This is a genomic window from Haloarcula sp. CBA1131, assembly GCF_008728975.1.
GTDB classification, from domain to species: domain Archaea; phylum Halobacteriota; class Halobacteria; order Halobacteriales; family Haloarculaceae; genus Haloarcula; species Haloarcula hispanica.
The window spans coordinates 710,596-727,258 of sequence record NZ_RPCY01000001.1 but is presented as its reverse complement, the minus strand read 5'-3'; the positions used below and the strand labels follow the sequence as shown (position 1 = coordinate 727,258).

General features: G+C 51.4%; 16 protein-coding genes. 9 read left to right on the top strand and 7 right to left on the bottom strand.

Annotation, left to right across the window (positions count from 1 at the left end; genetic code table 11):
• Positions 1-28: 28 nt before the first annotated feature.
• Positions 29-277, top strand: coding sequence for a winged helix DNA-binding protein (locus Har1131_RS03725; RefSeq protein WP_151145144.1), 249 nt, complete (start codon positions 29-31; stop codon positions 275-277).
• Positions 278-284: 7 nt separating this feature from the next.
• Here the strand turns inward: Har1131_RS03725 and Har1131_RS03720 are convergent, their stop codons facing one another.
• The 3 genes from Har1131_RS03720 to Har1131_RS03710 all read right to left on the bottom strand — a co-directional run bounded on the left by Har1131_RS03720 (position 285) and on the right by Har1131_RS03710 (position 4,351).
• Complete coding sequence (locus tag Har1131_RS03720; protein ID WP_151145135.1) at positions 285-509, bottom strand: hypothetical protein; 225 nt, start codon at positions 507-509, stop codon at positions 285-287.
• 668 nt (positions 510-1,177) lie between these two features.
• Positions 1,178-2,242 carry a Cdc6/Cdc18 family protein gene (locus Har1131_RS03715; protein ID WP_151145124.1) on the bottom strand — a complete coding sequence of 355 codons (1,065 nt, stop codon included), beginning with the start codon at positions 2,240-2,242 and terminating at the stop codon, positions 1,178-1,180.
• 60 nt (positions 2,243-2,302) lie between these two features.
• The gene (locus Har1131_RS03710) at positions 2,303-4,351 is read right to left on the bottom strand and encodes a P-loop NTPase fold protein (RefSeq protein WP_151145116.1); all 2,049 of its coding nucleotides are present in this window, start codon (positions 4,349-4,351) and stop codon (positions 2,303-2,305) included.
• 99 nt (positions 4,352-4,450) lie between these two features.
• On the opposite strand from Har1131_RS03710, the gene Har1131_RS03705 reads away from it, so the two are divergent.
• Complete coding sequence (locus tag Har1131_RS03705; RefSeq protein WP_151145113.1) at positions 4,451-6,937, top strand: ATP-binding protein; 2,487 nt, start codon at positions 4,451-4,453, stop codon at positions 6,935-6,937.
• Here the strand turns inward: Har1131_RS03705 and Har1131_RS03700 are convergent.
• The 3 genes from Har1131_RS03700 to Har1131_RS03690 all read right to left on the bottom strand — a co-directional run bounded on the left by Har1131_RS03700 (position 6,934) and on the right by Har1131_RS03690 (position 9,845).
• Positions 6,934-9,093 carry an N-6 DNA methylase gene (locus Har1131_RS03700; protein WP_151145110.1) on the bottom strand — a complete coding sequence of 720 codons (2,160 nt, stop codon included), beginning with the start codon at positions 9,091-9,093 and terminating at the stop codon, positions 6,934-6,936. The two genes, Har1131_RS03705 and Har1131_RS03700, sit on opposite strands and share 4 nt — an antisense overlap.
• An 88-nt stretch (positions 9,094-9,181) precedes the next feature.
• The gene (locus Har1131_RS03695; RefSeq protein WP_151145106.1) at positions 9,182-9,439 is read right to left on the bottom strand and encodes a hypothetical protein; all 258 of its coding nucleotides are present in this window, start codon (positions 9,437-9,439) and stop codon (positions 9,182-9,184) included.
• A gap of 223 nt (positions 9,440-9,662) precedes the next feature.
• The gene (locus Har1131_RS03690) at positions 9,663-9,845 is read right to left on the bottom strand and encodes a hypothetical protein (RefSeq protein WP_005537171.1); all 183 of its coding nucleotides are present in this window, start codon (positions 9,843-9,845) and stop codon (positions 9,663-9,665) included.
• A 122-nt stretch (positions 9,846-9,967) separates the two neighbouring features.
• Between Har1131_RS03690 and Har1131_RS03685 the strand changes: the two genes are divergently transcribed.
• The 7 genes from Har1131_RS03685 (at position 9,968) to Har1131_RS03655 (ending at position 15,529) form a co-directional block, all read left to right on the top strand.
• Complete coding sequence (locus tag Har1131_RS03685) at positions 9,968-10,399, top strand: hypothetical protein (RefSeq protein WP_151145104.1); 432 nt, start codon at positions 9,968-9,970, stop codon at positions 10,397-10,399.
• A 5-nt stretch (positions 10,400-10,404) separates the two neighbouring features.
• Positions 10,405-10,635, top strand: coding sequence for a hypothetical protein (locus Har1131_RS03680; RefSeq protein ID WP_151145101.1), 231 nt, complete (start codon positions 10,405-10,407; stop codon positions 10,633-10,635).
• Positions 10,632-12,470, top strand: coding sequence for a hypothetical protein (locus tag Har1131_RS21620; protein ID WP_191907463.1), 1,839 nt, complete (start codon positions 10,632-10,634; stop codon positions 12,468-12,470). The genes Har1131_RS03680 and Har1131_RS21620 overlap by 4 nt, the downstream gene beginning before the upstream one ends.
• 7 nt (positions 12,471-12,477) lie before the next feature.
• On the top strand, positions 12,478-13,029 hold the full coding sequence (locus Har1131_RS03670; RefSeq protein ID WP_151145098.1) for a hypothetical protein: 552 nt from the start codon (positions 12,478-12,480) through the stop codon (positions 13,027-13,029).
• The gene (locus Har1131_RS03665; RefSeq protein ID WP_151145094.1) at positions 13,026-13,820 is read left to right on the top strand and encodes a hypothetical protein; all 795 of its coding nucleotides are present in this window, start codon (positions 13,026-13,028) and stop codon (positions 13,818-13,820) included. The genes Har1131_RS03670 and Har1131_RS03665 overlap by 4 nt, the downstream gene beginning before the upstream one ends.
• On the top strand, positions 13,813-14,988 hold the full coding sequence (locus tag Har1131_RS03660) for a hypothetical protein (RefSeq protein ID WP_151145091.1): 1,176 nt from the start codon (positions 13,813-13,815) through the stop codon (positions 14,986-14,988). Before Har1131_RS03665 ends, Har1131_RS03660 begins: the two co-directional genes overlap by 8 nt.
• Before the next feature lie 160 nt (positions 14,989-15,148).
• Positions 15,149-15,529, top strand: coding sequence for a hypothetical protein (locus Har1131_RS03655; protein WP_151145088.1), 381 nt, complete (start codon positions 15,149-15,151; stop codon positions 15,527-15,529).
• Positions 15,530-15,618: 89 nt separating this feature from the next.
• On the opposite strand, the gene Har1131_RS03650 is transcribed toward Har1131_RS03655, so the two are convergent.
• Positions 15,619-16,314: a hypothetical protein gene (locus Har1131_RS03650; protein ID WP_151145085.1), complete on the bottom strand. Its 696-nt coding sequence runs from the start codon at positions 16,312-16,314 to the stop codon at positions 15,619-15,621.
• Between the last annotated feature and the right edge of the window lie 349 nt (positions 16,315-16,663).

Sequence of the window (16,663 nt, the reverse complement as noted above, 5' to 3'; positions counted from 1 at the left end):
TGATGTGCCTAGGCAGCGTGCTGATTGGATGACTCAGACTGACGAAACCATTCTGGAAACGATTCGAGATGAAGGGAACATGACTCCCCAAGCTCTCGATGATACTTTCGACATAGCCGCTGCCAACTACGCCCGTGATCGACTCTCTGAGCTTACCCGGTACGGGCTGGTCGAGAAGATCGGGCGCGGTCTCTACCGTCTGACCGATGACGGGCGTGCATTCCTCAACGAGGAACTCGACGCCAGCGAACTCGATCCCGGCGAAGACGCTGACTGACATTCTTTTAGACCCTCGCGAGTCGTGCCGTCACGTCACCGGCCCACTCCGGCAATTCGAGATCGGCTAACTCGCCGCCGCGCCAGCTCATCACGATTTCCACGTCGCCGTCGCGGGTCACGTCGACTCGCCACTTCCGCCCGTCATCGGTTGTGATGTCGAAGCGTGCGCCACGGCTGGAGAGCGTCTTCATGTGCTCTACAGTTACCTCTTCACCAGTGTAGACCTGCATACAGACGGTTCGAGGGGCGGATTCGGGTTAAAAAGGTGCTAGATTTCCGAGAGAGATCGGCAATATATTTTACACATTTGTGTATGCGTCTTACGTACCGTAGAGCTACACGTAGGTGCGTTTTAGGCCTATGATGATATTGTGTCCGAATAGAACCGAGTATGATCCATATTATAACAACTGTGGATAAAATTGAAAGATATCGGAGGTGCCGACACATTTATATAATATGGTGTTTTTTCCGGTTGCTGGTGTAAGACGATCGTCTTACGGAAAGCGCCTTATTAGGGCCTGAAGTGCCCGAATTCCCAATAATTAAGTTAGTAGGGGATTAACACTGGGATGTACGCAGCACCGGGAGCGCCACCGAACCCAATGTTCTCCGCGGGCTGCGACAGTGAGCCACAGCTATGCCCAACAACAGCCATTCCCAAGATCAGAATGATGGGGACAATTCAGATACACCTCAAGATGACGGTGACGACCTGCAAAGCCGAGATACTATAGGATGGGTCAAACTGGTTCTGGAAGTCGCTGTCTTAGTTTCGAAGCTAATCAAGTCATTATAACAGGTGGTAGTCAGGCTATGACAGCCCGGACCGCCACCGAACCCAATCATATCTAGGGTGTTCTAAAACTTAAAACGAGTGGTATAGGTCTCCTATCAGTCAATTCCTATAATGGCAAGGAAGTCGTTTAGTCGAGGGGGTCTCTATTTCATCATCTCTGACGAGATATCGTCGATGCCGATTTTCACCCTCTACCTCAACTAACTCGTAATCCTCCAATTTCGAGAGTTTCAGCCGCCTCGACCGCTCCGAGATCGGTGTCAACTCACGTCCACGGTACACGTCGTCGGCCACCGATTCGTAGCGGTCGTGCAGCTCCCCGGCCTTCAGCCCACCGCCCACACGAATCAGTTCGTACAATAGCTGGTGGTGGAACGGCAGCGAGTCCAGATTCTTCTGTAGAATACACCGTTGCGCCCGCTCGTAGGAATCGGCCACATCGTCGCTTCTGATCTCGCTGTGGTCCCGTTCCTCGGCCAACAGCGACGCCTGTCGAAGCGACTGAATGCCCTTCCGGGCAACGCCGGCCACTTCGTCGGCGATCTCCTCCAACTGCTCGCGAGTGATCACGCCGGACGGCAGCCCACGCCGTGCCCGCGCTTCGAGGATGTCCGCCAACTCGTTCACGCCGAAGCGGTCCAGCGCCAGTTCCTTCAGCAACAGCCGCCGCCGAAGCTGGTTGTCCAACTGCGAAAGCCACTGCTCGTGATCGTGGCAGATCGCGACGATGGACAGGCCCTCTACGTCGGCCAGCCGGTCCAGTACGTCTGTGGCTGGCAGGTCATCCGCCTCGTCAAGGATGACGATCGTCGGCTGGTCGACGCACTCGCGCAGCTCGATGCACAGATCCTCGCGGGGCGTGTTCGTTGCTGGGTTACTGCCGGGGAGATCGTAGAGGATCGACCGAACGACGCCGGCTGTAGTCTTTCCGAGGCTCTCGACGTGGGCCGAGTAGATGTCTGCGTGTGTAGTAAGTTTCTGGAGGGTGAAGCGGGCGAGCGAAGTCTTCCCGACGCCGGAAGGGCCGTGAATCAGCACGTCATGGGCCTGCTCACCCTGGAGGGCTGGCTCCCACGCTCGGGACAGGTGGTCGACGGTGGCTTCTCGGTGGAGGAGGCGACGCGGCAACTGCTCATCGTCGAAAACAGCGGAGTCCGTGATCATCTCGGTTCAGCCTGACGGAAGACGGGGGTAAAAATTAATGCGGCATTTCCGGGAGAAATATCATAGTTGGTGGAGGTAGTCGTTTCTAGCGTCTTTTGACTTCTTAAGCCACGTATTCCATGACTCCGAATCTGAATTCTCCTCATCATAATGTAAACTGCGGAGTTTATTTAAAGCGCTATCTGTGATCTCGCTCACGGATTCTGCGATAATAACATTATGCCTATCCTCATATGGCAAATCTTCTTTATTCTCATAGCTCCCGACATGTATAATCAATGTGTCACTAGGTGTATAGGTAAGTAAATCAACCACTTTGTTTTGACCAGCCATGTCTTCATCAATAATCCAGACCGGACTTTGAAGAGCTCGTGATATTGTGGTGTCTGGCATATTTAACGGATCAATATCACGGAATTCAAGATCAATATCTGCATTGAATGTAAGTTGAGACTCTTCATAAATTGATTTTTTTATCTCTGTATGATGATCAATTGGGCCAAATACGGAGACTTGTACCTTTTTACCATTCAGTCCCGGTGAGCTGCTTTCTGTTGGTTTGTCGGTTCTAGGAGAGACTTTTATTAAATTGCTTATATTTTTGTCTTCGATGCTACTCTCAGCTCCAACGTCATATGTTAGTAGATTCATTAATGCGTTATCGGTGGCCCATTGATCAAGATCGGATATTTCACTAATCTCTGCATCACCATTTTTGAACTCAATCAGCCTTTCCAACGCTGTCGGATCTTTATACATCTTAGATATGAGCTGGGGCCACTGAATGCTAATTATTACAAATTTGGCTAACTGTTTTATAGAGACCTTTTCGGGGTTTCTTGGACTACTTTCAATAATTAAGACATTTTCTATACTGGCTAACACAGATCGAAGCTGGAACAGATTTATAAATCGCTTGATTTGTCTTGGATTGCTCCCCAGAGCTGGAGCAGCCATTTGTACGATCTCATCCATCTCTTGTTCAAGCCTCTCTGAAATTTTTCGCCAGTGATCTTTAACCATATCTTGGTCAAACGATTCATCGCCAGACTCCCCATTCACTAAACCTTTGATTTCTGACTCTTTTGGTTCTGGAACAAGGAATGGGATCTGTATGAATTTCTCTAAATATTGGTATCCAAAATCAAGGCCTGAAACATCGTTGGTCCCGTTCTCTCCGATTACTTCTAATACTTCATCGTGCCTTGCTGCCACTCCTGCTGCAACCCGACTTCGGTCTAATCCAAGTATAAAAATCAATCTGGTATCGTCAGAAATCAGTAGGTTAATCCCTTCCATCAGTTTAGCAGACTTTGGAACGGTACAACGATCAAGATCGTCAATAAAAATATAGACTCGATCACTATCTCCGGTTGCCTCAGAGAGTGTATCTAAGATCTCTTCGAAGTCTTCATGGAATGAATCGATGAACCCTACTCTTTCCTTATAATCGGGCCCTTTCATATGGGATATCAGGTTTTTTTCGAGAGAAGGTGTAGCATCTTTTCCAAGTAGCCTCAAAATCCGCAAATATGTAAATATAATACCTATCGAGCCGGCCAAGCCAATGAATATATTTGTAAGTATGTGTGCTGATGACTGGCCTAATACATTAGCAATGACAAATGAGGTACCTCTAGATAGCCATATGATCAAAAATACTATTAAAGGTATTGACAGGTATAAAAGACCGAGTACTACTTTGATCTCTCCCCACCCCGATCTATTTGAAGAATATCTCCTGAGCATTAACGAGATCTCACTCTTTCCCCTCTCAATGAACCCAAGATTAGACTTTAGATCTCGAATTATTTTTAATGCAAATGCTGCCCACAATTCTTCTTTCTCATCATGCCTCCATGGGCTGAATTCAATGACAGTCTCTCCCTCTTGTTCTAATTCACCCGATAACTGGCTCATAAATGACGACTTCCCACTGCCCCAGTCCCCCTCGATCGAAATCGCTAACGGCGGACTCGTTTCCTCAGAAGTTATAAATTCTTTTACAGCCTCAACATAGGGCTTAAATCCGATATGGTCTTCATCCGATGGCTGGTCATTCGTAGCTCCATAATCTCGAATATCAGAAAAACCATCGCTGTCACTCATTAACCCCAATCAACACAAGTACCTATATAATAGATTCGGACGAACGGAAACTGAGAGTCCCTCAACAACATTCAAGGGGGCTCTCAACTGTTTGTGACTATGGCGAACGACACTGGGGTCCAACCAAAGGGTGAAATTGCTAAACGTGCGAGGGAAGTAACGCAATCTAGCTCAGAGGTCAACATTGATATAAATTTTCAGATTATTGAACAATTCTCCGCAGAGCTGTATGATAATCCTCGAAGAGCAATTGAAGAGCTAGTTTGTAATAGCTACGATGCTGGTGCATCAGATTGCTATATTTCTACACCTCAGGACGACTCTGACCGATTATTGGTACTTGACAATGGTGAGTCAATGGATATGGAGGGGATTGAATGGCTTTGGCGAGTTGCCGAGAGTCCTAAAGCTCGCGACCTTGGCCCTGATCGAACTAATCATAATCGGCAACAGATCGGGAAGTTCGGTGTTGGAAAATTAGCTGCATTTGCCTTAGGCTCCAGACTAACGTATATTGCTAATAAGGGAGATACAACACGTATTATTTCTGTCGACCAAAGTCAATTAGAGGACAGAAAGGTCTCTGATTCTCCACCGTTCCCAGTCTATGAAATTAGCACCGATAAGGCACGAGAGAAGTTCTCTGATATTTTCGCGAAGGTCCCAAATCCTTGGGAACAGAATTGGGACACCTGGACGCTTGCACTTGTTGAGGATATTCAACCAGAGAATACAGGAAACCAGCTAATGCCCTGGCTTTTGGAGCGTATGATTAATTCTTCTATACCGATCTCCTCTAATTTCGAGGTCTATCTCAACGGTGAACAGATCTCAAAGTCTGAGCGTGATGCCGACCCCCTTGTGAGTATCGATGTTACTGATTCTGATGCAATAGAGGAGATTGAAGATGGCCTTAAATCCTACTGGAAGAACAATTCATCAGAATATGACTCTCGTGAGGATGTCCCAGAGACAAAATATCGGTGCCAAATCGAAGAATTTGATTTGCCTAATGACACAAGCAAGTCTATCGCTGGAATACATGTTCCGAACTTGGGTCCAGTGATAGGATCTGCAGAGATCTATGAATCAAAATTGGATACCAAAGATCAACAAGAGCGTGGCTTCCATGATCATGGGTTCAAGATTACCGTCCGCGGTAAGTTGTTGAATCGGCATAGTCCAAAATGGGGAATTGATGAAATTGGTTATAAGTGGTGGAAACAATTTACAGCAGAGTTGGAAATACCCGGTCTTGACCAAACTTTACTTGTTCAGCGGGATTCGACTAAACGAGATCGCCGAGAACCAGAAATAGCAAAAGAAGTCGCTCATAAATTGTATAATCTATCTCGCCGCGAAAGAGATCAACTAGAATCTGAAAGTGATTCCTCAGACCATTCAGATTATGAACCAAAATCTTTGACTAATCGAGTTGGTTCTAAAACACCAAATCAAACCTATGAAGCTGTTTCTGGCTTAAATAATGGCAAATCTCCTGTTGAACCAGAAGAGGTTGATATTATTCAGCGGACGCAAAGCACCTCAGATTACCCAGTAGAGTTTGATGATTCGGCTGGAAATATTGTGATTAATGAAGAACATAGCCTATACAAATTGCTTGTTGAAGATCAGGATATTGAGCCAAATTTAAGAGAGACTTTCGGAGAAGTCTATGCCAGTTCTTTACTATTACTGGGATATCTAAGATTCAATCTTTCTGAGGAGGACTATGGCACCATTGATCAAGCTGAAGAATTCTTTGATTATGCATTACGCAGTGCTGCCGACAGTTTCCGACCACATGTGGATTATCTTAAGACCGAAATAGAAACTGCAGTGTACGAAGATGATCGGTCCATAATTGAAACTGTAGCTGATGCATTCCAACATATTCGTTTTGGAAATGTGAACCGTTCGGCAGGTGGTGAACATCGATTTATCGAGATTCCTTTATCTTCGACCAATCCTGAAATCAAAATCCAGTCGATAGGGGACCGTGGAAAGGTGAGGATAGATGACGACCTATCTATTTTAGCACCTGGTGAGCGATTTGATCGCACATTCTGTGTTGCCAGAGAATACGGAAAAGATTCAGATGAACTCGATCAAATCAGGTCTGCCTCACCTGACGGTGTTACTTTTGCAACAACCGAGGCAGTCAAATATATTATTGAATGCCATTACAAACGACGTTTCACCTACTCACAAGTGGTCGACATCCTGCATTATGAGGGGACTCCTGACTCAATGATTAGTCACATTGATGATGTTTGGGGCCAGACTCCTGAACAGAAACTGGTTCTCAAGGTGTTGAAAGAAGCACATCGTATCCAAACTCAAAGAGAAAACGTGACCCCATCAGTGGGTGCGCTGACTATTGCAGATAGTTTGAGTGAGTACAACAGAGAGGACATTGAGAACACCGTTGAAGCCTTATCAACCCTAACAAACCGAGTTAGACAATCCAGCCAATCGGACGAATTTTATCTTAACTCTTCACCAGACGATATACTTCAGGAACTCGGGAATACTACCGGTATCACAGGAATTGAGAATAAGAACGCACAACTTTCTGACTATTAGTCATCAGAATAGTTGTCTATACCTGTAATTTCAGCAATTTCATTGTCTATACTTCTAACTATCTCGGAGATTTTTGACTCCGATTCATTTCGAGATGCATCACATAAATCCTCAAATAGCATCGATAGACGCTTTGATGTTTCCTCATGTAGATCTCGTGGATCGACCACTGGAATTCGTTTCAATTCATTTGGTTCCACTTTGCGCAGCTCTTCTGAATAGGTTCTTCCACTCTGCTGTATGATTTTGTTCACCAGCTCGCTATTTAGATACGCTAATAAAGCTCTCCTGTGTTCTTGAGTGAAGCTATCATCAAGATAGATGTTATGTAGATTATTCAAAGATCGGACTCCCGAGTTATTTTCATAAAACGAAAAGCCGGTCTGAGACATATAGTCACAGAGAATATCGGGGATTTCTCGACGCTCAACCTTGTACCATGTCCCTCGATTACTGGTGAGATATCCCTGATCAACACCTTCTCTTTTTCCACGGTCTATATATTCCCAAAGTAGTTTCTTCTCTTCATCCATCTCATCTTCGAGCCCCTCTCCTGTATTCCAATCCACATGGTCAACATTGTAGAGTAGATAAACTTCTTCGCCATTCTCTTTCCACTCTTCCCAGTCGTCATCAATTATATCGTGGTACTCTAAACCATGGGTTCGTCGAATAATCGGAACCAACTCTCTCTCTTCCACTAAACCATAGCATTCCGCTTCATTCTCGGAAAGACAAAAGAAATCGTTGTTGCCCGTTGCGATGCCTCGCTTGATAGTAGCTATATCACTGAATTGCTTCAGCTCTGGAAGATTATCGATAGATTCGGGGTCCATCATATTAGTCCAGTTTTCGTCTGGGTCAAGGTCATCTTGATCCACCTGATTTACGTATGCCCAATCCGGAGAACCCTGTTGCTCTGGAGTGATTACGTCAAGCAATTCTTTGACATCCGGCCATGAACCATTGGAGACGCTGATGAAGGTCGTTCGTGATCCCTCTCGATCCTCACATTTTTCCAACAGACAGATACATGCTGTAGTCCGCCCTGTATCGAAAATTGAGGAATCTCGGCTTGGCATTACTACCGCACGAATATTGAATCTGTCCTGCAGGAATTCTTTGAGATACGTCCCATATTCCGTTTCTAAAAACTCGGAGGGGGTCAAGAATGCCATCTTTCCGCCTTCACGAAGCATCTCTGCTGCATGAATGTAGAAATAGACGTACATAGGAGAACGAAGAGAGATATCCAAGGATGAGCTAGCACGGGCTCTCTCGTTCATTCTCTCTTTTTGCTCGGAGAAGTTATTGTGTTGTGAGTACGGTGGATTAGAAATTATAGTATCAAACTGCTCGGCAAAGAATTCACTGGGCTCAGTGTCGAGCTGGGAATTCCTTTGACCCATGACCTGTGTATCGAGAAAATCACTACAGCGGAGGTCTGGAGAGCCTTCGCCATCCAGTATCTTGAGTGCCGTGGCGGACATGAGGATAGCCAGTTGACTGAGATCAACCCCAGAAACCTCATCAATGCTCGCATTACCGCTATATCGCAATTTCTCCTGATAGGCCCGTGTTGTCAAGATCCCTGCGCCCATACCAGGATCAAGAATACGATCTGTTCCTTCGTCGACAGCCCACTTTACCATGAAATCCGCTACATTATCCGGTGTGCGAAACTGCCCTAATCGTTTCCGTCCCTCATTGGGGACTAGTGTCTCGAATATACTACCGATAGTCTCACTCACTCCTTCACCCCGAGATAATTCAGCAGTCTGATCAACAACTTCAGTCAAACTCTCAGGATCTGCCTTCTGAGTTGGAATATCCAAAGCATATTCTTCGAAAGCCCTAATTGAGAGTTCAGAATCCATCTGCTGAAACGCCTCAAAATAATCTTCAACTCGATCAATAGGTGGAAAAGGTTGTTGCTCTCCACGATATTCTTCGTACAAGGTTGATTTTAAATAGAGATTGAAGGCTGAAAGATGACAAACTATCTTATGGGTTTGTGAAAGATCACAAAGACCATGTTTGTCTATCCAGTCAACCATATCGGTTTCCTTCTCCAGGGCTTTCTCCCCTCCAATATCTTCATAGATTTTGTCGCCAGCATCCTCTAGGAGCGAGACAATATTTTCTTCATCCATCATTTCTGGCCTAACTGATTCATCGTAGAGACCGGTTGCTGGTGTGATGTGGCGTCCCCTTGGTCAAGAGAATATCGAAAAAGGGCAGACATCAACGCCACCTGCTTTCGATATTCGTCCGATACCGTAACCCGATCACGCTCGTGTTGAATCGCTGGATCGTCTCGGGGTCCAACTCTCCACGCGCGTCGTCGATGTTCTCCTCGCTCTCGACAAGGTGGGTCAGTGCTGCATCGAGTACGTCGGACATCGGTGGGTCGTCGTGGGGGTCGCTGGCGACAATCGCACTCGCCTTGTCCAGTAGTCGCTGCCGTTCGTCAGTGATCTTGAGGCTGGTTCGTCGGGTCATGGTTTAAACTGGTGTATGTACGGGGGGTTGATTCGCGTTGTTCGCGAGTGAGCGAACGGATGGTTCTTGATAAACGGTGGTCGGGCCGTCGACGTGATCGGGTCAAACCCCTGTCCCAACTGGCCCGATTCTATGCACCGTAGCCCACGGCCCACAGCCCACAGGTGCATACATCGAGGATTGGCGTTACATCTGAGTCGAACTCCGTGGGGTCGGGCTCGCATCATGGGCTGACCAACTCTAATCGGTAGTCGCCTTCGTCGTCCTGGTCAAGACTCTCGACCTTCGCCCAGTGGTTGCCCACCAACTCGCCATCCTCGTCGACGACACCGCGCTCGCGGAGATCGTCTATCGGTATCGAGACGGTCACGCACCCGCCTGCCGGAGAGAGTTTTCGCATCTCCATGCCACCGGCGGTGCAGTCCCGATACTAAAATTTACTGAGTCCCGGGAATACCGCGATTCGGTGCTTTCTAGCCAGCAGACTGCACGGCCGGAATACGGTCGTACTCACGGCCGGTGCAACCCATGTTCGGAAAGATAGACATCGAAGACGCCCTGGCCGGTGTGATTTTCACCGCCAGTGCGTTCGTCACCAACGGTATCGCATCGATCAGTCTACTCGGCTACGACCTCGCAGCCTCTGTATTCACTGTCCAGGGCACGAGCGTTGACCTCGCGTTTCTGTTGTCGCTCGCCGCTCTGGCGATGGCTTACGCCACCAACCGCGTCAACGAGAGTCGTAACAAGAACTACCAGCTCGACACCGACCTCGTGGATATCGCCAAGGGCTCGGCCACTGTCGAAACCTACCTCGCACTCGGGACACTCGTCATCGTCCTGTTCACCGGGCTAAACATCCTCGGCGCGCAGGATATCGTGGTCGGTTCGGCCGCTATCGGTCTTGTCGTCGTTGGCGTTGAGGCCGCCGGCTACTACGTCATCAGCTACCTGGGGTGAATCCGATGGACCGCATACTCAGCTATGGGCTTATGGGCGTCATCGGCGTCTCTGGGTCCACAATCGCCGCGGCTGTCATCGGCTCCCCGCTCCCCGTCGTCAGTCCCGCCATCGTCGCCGGCGGCGTGATCGCCGCGCACCACGCACAGCAGAAGGACACCGCAGCTGGCGCTGACGACCAGGAGGTTCGTGCCAGCGTCGAGCAGGTCGAAACCAACGGAGGGTGCGAACAGTGACCCGTGCTCGCTCGGTCCTGCTGGCCGCGCTCATCATCTGTTCCGCCGTTGTCGGGGCCGTCGGTCCCGCACTGGCACAGACAGCCACCGACAGCGGACCAGTCACCTACGAGTACACCGGCTCCCCAACGACGCTGATTGTTGATACCAGCAATCTCGACGGTGGCTCGGAGTTCACCGTCGAGTACACCACGCAGGGCGGCCCATCCACTGGGACGACCGTCTTAGCCCGTGAGACGTACAACACCGCGAACCTCAAAGAAGACCAACTCCTGTTCTTCAACGACGGCGCGTATGAATCCGTGAACGTCACGGTGTCGGACTACTCCGGTGGCGAACCGACGTTCGACTCCAAGAGCGGGCTTCTCGGCGGTGTGAACCTCGTTCGGACCGTCGTCGGGACGACCGGCGGCGACTCTGATTTGACCTGCGACACGTCCGACCGAATCGGTAACATGGTTTCCGGCGTCGAGAATCTGGACTGTACGGCACAGCCCGGCAGTACAACCGTCAACACGACGGGAACGGACGCCGCACAGACCAAACTCGACATCTACCAGTCTGCTCAGAACAGCAAGGCACAGGCTGACAACTACCAGACCACGCTAGAGAATTATCTGTCGGATACAAAGACTCAGGCCCGAATTATCGGCAAGAACGCCTATATCAAGTCCTTGAACAAAGGCAGTAGCAAGTCCGCGGCGAAAACTGCGTCAAAACAGGCCGTAGCGGACTACTACGCCAAAAAGCAGGTCAACCTAATGAACGAGTATGCGGTGCTAGCACAGAACTACGACTACCTCCATGGTATCGCTAACAACGAAAGCAGCATTTCATCGACTCTAGACAGCAATCAGGACACGTTCGTGGGGACGTACCACACCCACCCGTACGGCGACGGCGGTCAGATTGAGTATCAGGGCCTCAATTCGGTGAGCTATACCCTCACGAACGGCAGTAGCCACACGTACCAGGCCCCAAAGGTGTTCGTCGATGCTGGTTACGATAGCGGAGATAACATCAACCCAACACTGACGGCCCACACAGCACCGAACAATGTCGAATCGTCTGCTGGTTCTGGACGATCCAGCGTCCACCTCGAATCGCTGATGATTCGTGCCCCGAACGACAACTATCAGAACCTCAAAGTCGTCCAATGGCAGGAGTTCAACACCCTGAACTCCGAGATTCAGAGCCAGAACAGCCAAGTCCAATCCGACATGGACACGCTGGCAGAGAATACCTACAGCGCCTATCAGGCCGGCGAAATCAACAATAGCGACCTCGTCGATCCCTACGTACTGGCAAACCAGCAGTCCGCCGGCGACGACTTCCAGGGTTGGACTGCCGCACAACTCACCCTGATGGGACAGAACTCCCCGGAGAACTTCGACCAAATCGGGAGCTTCAACATCACCACCGAATCCGGCACGCAGTACGAAGGCGTGCTGTTCTCTCAAGAAAACCCTGCCAGCGGACAGTTCGAGGCGAACAACACGTACAACCCGAACCAGATTGGTGGCACGCAGTACGTCGTCACCAGTGACCGCATCGTGGAACTGGAGAGTAACTTCACGGTGGACGATATCACCACAACGGACGGCCAGACCGTCCAGAACGTCACTATCCAGAAAACCACCTACGAAACCTCGAACGTCACCGAACTCAAGCAACAGTACGAGGATCTGGCATACAAGCGTGCACAAATCGAAGCCCGCGAAAAGGCGCTGAAGCAGTCTGCCGGCGGTGGCTTGCTCGGTGGCGGCAGCGTTCCGCCCGTCGTTGCATTGGCCGTCATCGGCACGCTACTGACTATCGTCGTTCTCCAGAACTAACCCACCCATGCGTTCCATTTTCTTCGTCGCGCTGCTCGTGGTCAGCCTCGGCTGCGTCAGCGCTCCGACCGCCGCACAGTCCGCGGGCAACCTCCCCGCCGAAACACCCGGCCCACAGCCCACAGCCAACGCTACTGATACCACGCGCATCGACGGACAGACCGAGATCGTCGGCTCGGAGTACCTACCCGAAGAGGGTATCGCTCGCATCACCCTCCGGTCAAGCGCAGTCCAGACCGTGACGATCTCCGACGCCGGCCGCTTCCAGGAAGGCGGGAAGATCCCCGTCCGCACGGTTGCCATGCGCTCGGACGACACCGCCACCATCGAGATTCCCGTCACCGAGAAGGACGGCTACGTCGGTGTCGCCATTTCCACGGCGAACACGCCACTGTACGCCGAAATCGTCCAGCAGCCCTCCGGTGGCGGGCTCGACATCCTCCGCGCGCTCTCGTCATTGCAGGCGTGGCTCGCCGGGGCAACTGTCGCGTTCATCTGGATGATCGTAGCTGGCTACAACGTAATCCGCGGCGAGAACGGCCGTCCGGAGGTAGCATGAAGCCCGCACCGACCTTCCAGAACAACCGCGACCGGCTTGTCTACCTGCTTGCCGAGTACAAGCTACTAATCGGCGGGATGCTCGTCGGTGCGGCCGTGCTGTTCGCCTACTACCAGCCGCAGCTGCCGACCCTGCCGACGTGGATTCCCGCCATCGCCGTCGGCTGGCTCGTGCTGGCGATCCCCTGCTATCTTGTCGGTGCGAAGATCGCCCGCTGGCTCCGTCGACGTAACTGGGTCGAAGTTCACCACGTCAACGCCGTCGAGGACACGACCGAGAAGTACTATGTCCCGCCGGAACTCTGGCGCGAGAAAGAGATCGACGGCCCCGATCCGTACCCCGTCAACGGTGGCAGTGCGTGGGCCGTCCGCGAGTACGAGTATCTCGAAGACATCGGCCAGCTCCGTGTTGAAGGCGTCTGGCTGGAAGGCTGTCAGGACACCCAGCTGATGACCAGCAAGAAACAGATGCAGGACATCCATGGCTGGCTCATCGACCGCGCTGAGGAACTCGCCGCAATCCGTGGTCGGTGGTCCCGTGGGTCCGTCGAGTTGCAAAAGAAGCTCGTCACCGCCGACGCCGAAGCCAACGAGCGCGGCCAGATGATCCAGAAGACAGCGGCCAAGGAGACCTTCGGTGATCTCATCGAAGACGGCGAAAATCCAGAAGACGCACCCACCATCCACGACCTCACCGACGCACCCGATCCCACAGCAGACGCCGCTGTGGGCTATGGGCAGGACGAACCGACCAGCGAGCAACCCCAGGACCCACGACTAAACGATGACTGACGACGGTAACGACCTCTACACGCCCGCACAGTTCCGCGAGTATCAGGACGGCTACGGCCAGCGTGATCCCGACGAGGTTCACCAGCACGCCGGAATCGTTCGTGATGAGAAACTATCGCGCTACCTCTCGATTCTCGAAACCCACTACGACCCGCGACACTGTGACCGGCCAGAGAAGATGCCGGGACAGGCGAAGGACCTCTCGCACGTTCGGGAGATCGTCCGCATCGAAGGCACTGAAACAGCACGGCGGGCCATGGCGAACGGTGATATGCAGTCGCTGAAGCATTTCACCGGGGACGCCGGCCAGCGAGCCGATATCTCGGGAATCAAAGCTATCGACCAGCTCCGTGCCCAGATGACCGGCCCCGCACCAATGTTCTACGAATGGGCAGAACCCGGTACAGGAAAGTCGAACTTCGCCTGTCTACTCGGACAGCTCTGGAAGGAACAGCAGCCCTCGGAAGCTCTGGTTGCATCGAACATCCGGACGCTCGAAGAGACCGACGAGTGGGCCGACTCGGACGGAGATCGTCGTGACGGCTGGCTGGCGAACTACGGTGAGCTGAATGAGTGGCTGAAACAGGACGGTGACCCGATGCACAACGAGCAGGTCCCGAAACTGTTCATCTTCGACGAGGCCAGCAGCAACGCGGGCGGAAGCGGGAAAGACGGCTACGACACAAAAACCAAGCTCGGGCCGCTCACGTACAAGATCCGGAAGTACGGCGGTTCGCTCATCATCATCGGCCACGACGGCCGCGACGTCCACCCGCTCGTTCGGGAACTCGGCGTCTGTGTCCACAAGGAGGGCCTGAAAGAAGCGACCTTCTACGAAGACGTGCGAAACCGGAAGGGCGTCAACCCGATCTTCTCCGTGTCCGGTATCCCCGAAACGGACTGGCGATATGACGACAAGGAACCGACTACGTGGTCGTGGTCGAGCGGCGAGGATGACGGTGACGAGGTAGACCCGGAAGACCTCTCTCGGAAGCTCGCGATCTACACAGTCATCACGGCAAAGGAGTCTGAACCGGACAGACCAAACCACGAAATTGCCGATTTCGTGCCGTACAGCGCCGAATGGGTCCGTCAGCGCTGGAACGAGTATCAGGACGATGGCAAGCATCGAAATGTAGTTGGTGAGGTGACGGAGCTAACCGCATGACAGCGGAAGGATTCGACCAACCCAACAACAACCAACCCCCCGGCGTAGCCCTGTTGTTGGCCCATGGCGTGCGCTCGCGGTGCGAGCACGCGCGAGCCATGGGCAACGGCCGGGAACAGCCCGGAGGAGTATCTATATATGACGCACGCGAGGTGCGCGAATGAGTCGAAGCCACAAAGCCAATCACTACGGGACGCTCGTCGAGCGCAACGCCGCTGACCGGTACAATCTCGAACTAGATCGATGCAGTTGGCACGACGCGAAGCGGCCAGACGGAGCCCCGGTCGAAATCAAGGCCGCTATGCACCGCCATGCCGACGGCCAGCCCGGGACGTTCAAGCTCTACGACCAGTATCACGAGAAGCTACGGGCAGCGAACGGATGGTACGTGTTCGGGGTTTATCGGGTTCGTGGGAAGGGTGTAGAAGTACTTGACTGGGAGATTCGTCATTCATCAAGATTACCCCGCACAGAGTGGCATGGAGGCGGTGCCCACCGAAATGCTCACCAAGCTAAAATTGGGATACAGCAGATTTTCTGAGGCGATAGATTGCATACGCTATTTCAATCCACACATGATTTAATCAGAGGGCAAGAGATCAGGAGTTGTATCTAAATCAGTATGCAGTATTATTTGTTCCACTCTCCGAGGAATTCAACTCTGAGGCCAACCTGTGAGGCGAGATCTTTAATGCGGTCCATCTTTTCCCGCTTGTTCAGGGCTGTGAATAAATAATCACCTGTGGGCAGCTCTTTCTCCCCCCTCATCTCGCGTCCATCAGGCTGTTCAGGGATGGAATTGATACTGCAATTTTTCCGTGCGAAACCTGGACTGTACGGGAGGTCTATCTCCTCGAGCAGACCATGCTCATCGATTAAATAGACAACCGCTTCGTACATATTCTGCTGCTGCTGGCTGTGGGCACCCCCTTCCGGAATTTCTTGAGCATCACCGAATCGGATAGTGTAACCGGAGTGTAAGGATGTGCTACTGTTGTTCTTCGAAGAGGTCACATCTGTCGAATCTCCGGAGGATGGTGTGCTGGGAGTACCGGGATCGGAGTCGCCAGAAGACAGGTCTGCTGCATACAGGGTGACGCTCTCCAACCCGTTTTTATTCGTTTCTCTGCTTAGTCGGACCTGCTCAAGATTGAGTAGTGGCACCTCGTCGTGCTTGAATCGACCTTTTTCGATCCATTCTGGATCTTTCCAGTCAACTGGCTTTTCATATTGGAACAGAATTTCCTCGTCATCAAACATCATCAGTGCGAAGCTATTGAGCGGTACATCGGTTTTTTCAGGAGTCTGTTTCTCTGATTGACTCATGCATCTAGGCCATGCGCCTAAATGCATAAAAAGCCTCTCCTGCATGGCATGCAGGAAATGCATTTGGATCAGAGAGATATTTCAAGGACTGTACGGCCAGTCAACGTCGGATGAATCTACTGGCCCGAAGACTCGTTAGATGAAAACTACGCTCATCGTGATGGCTACAACACTATTTCGACGGTTAGCTAATGCGGGCCGTGCGGTGTATTTTGATGATGTGGCCTTAGCCACACCTCTAAACGGAATCACAACCCCCCGGGTTTGATTCCGTTCGGGCGACGGCCGAGCTATGGGCTCGGTCAAGCCTCGATCACGCCGGCGGCCATGCCGGTCTGGGAGAAAATCG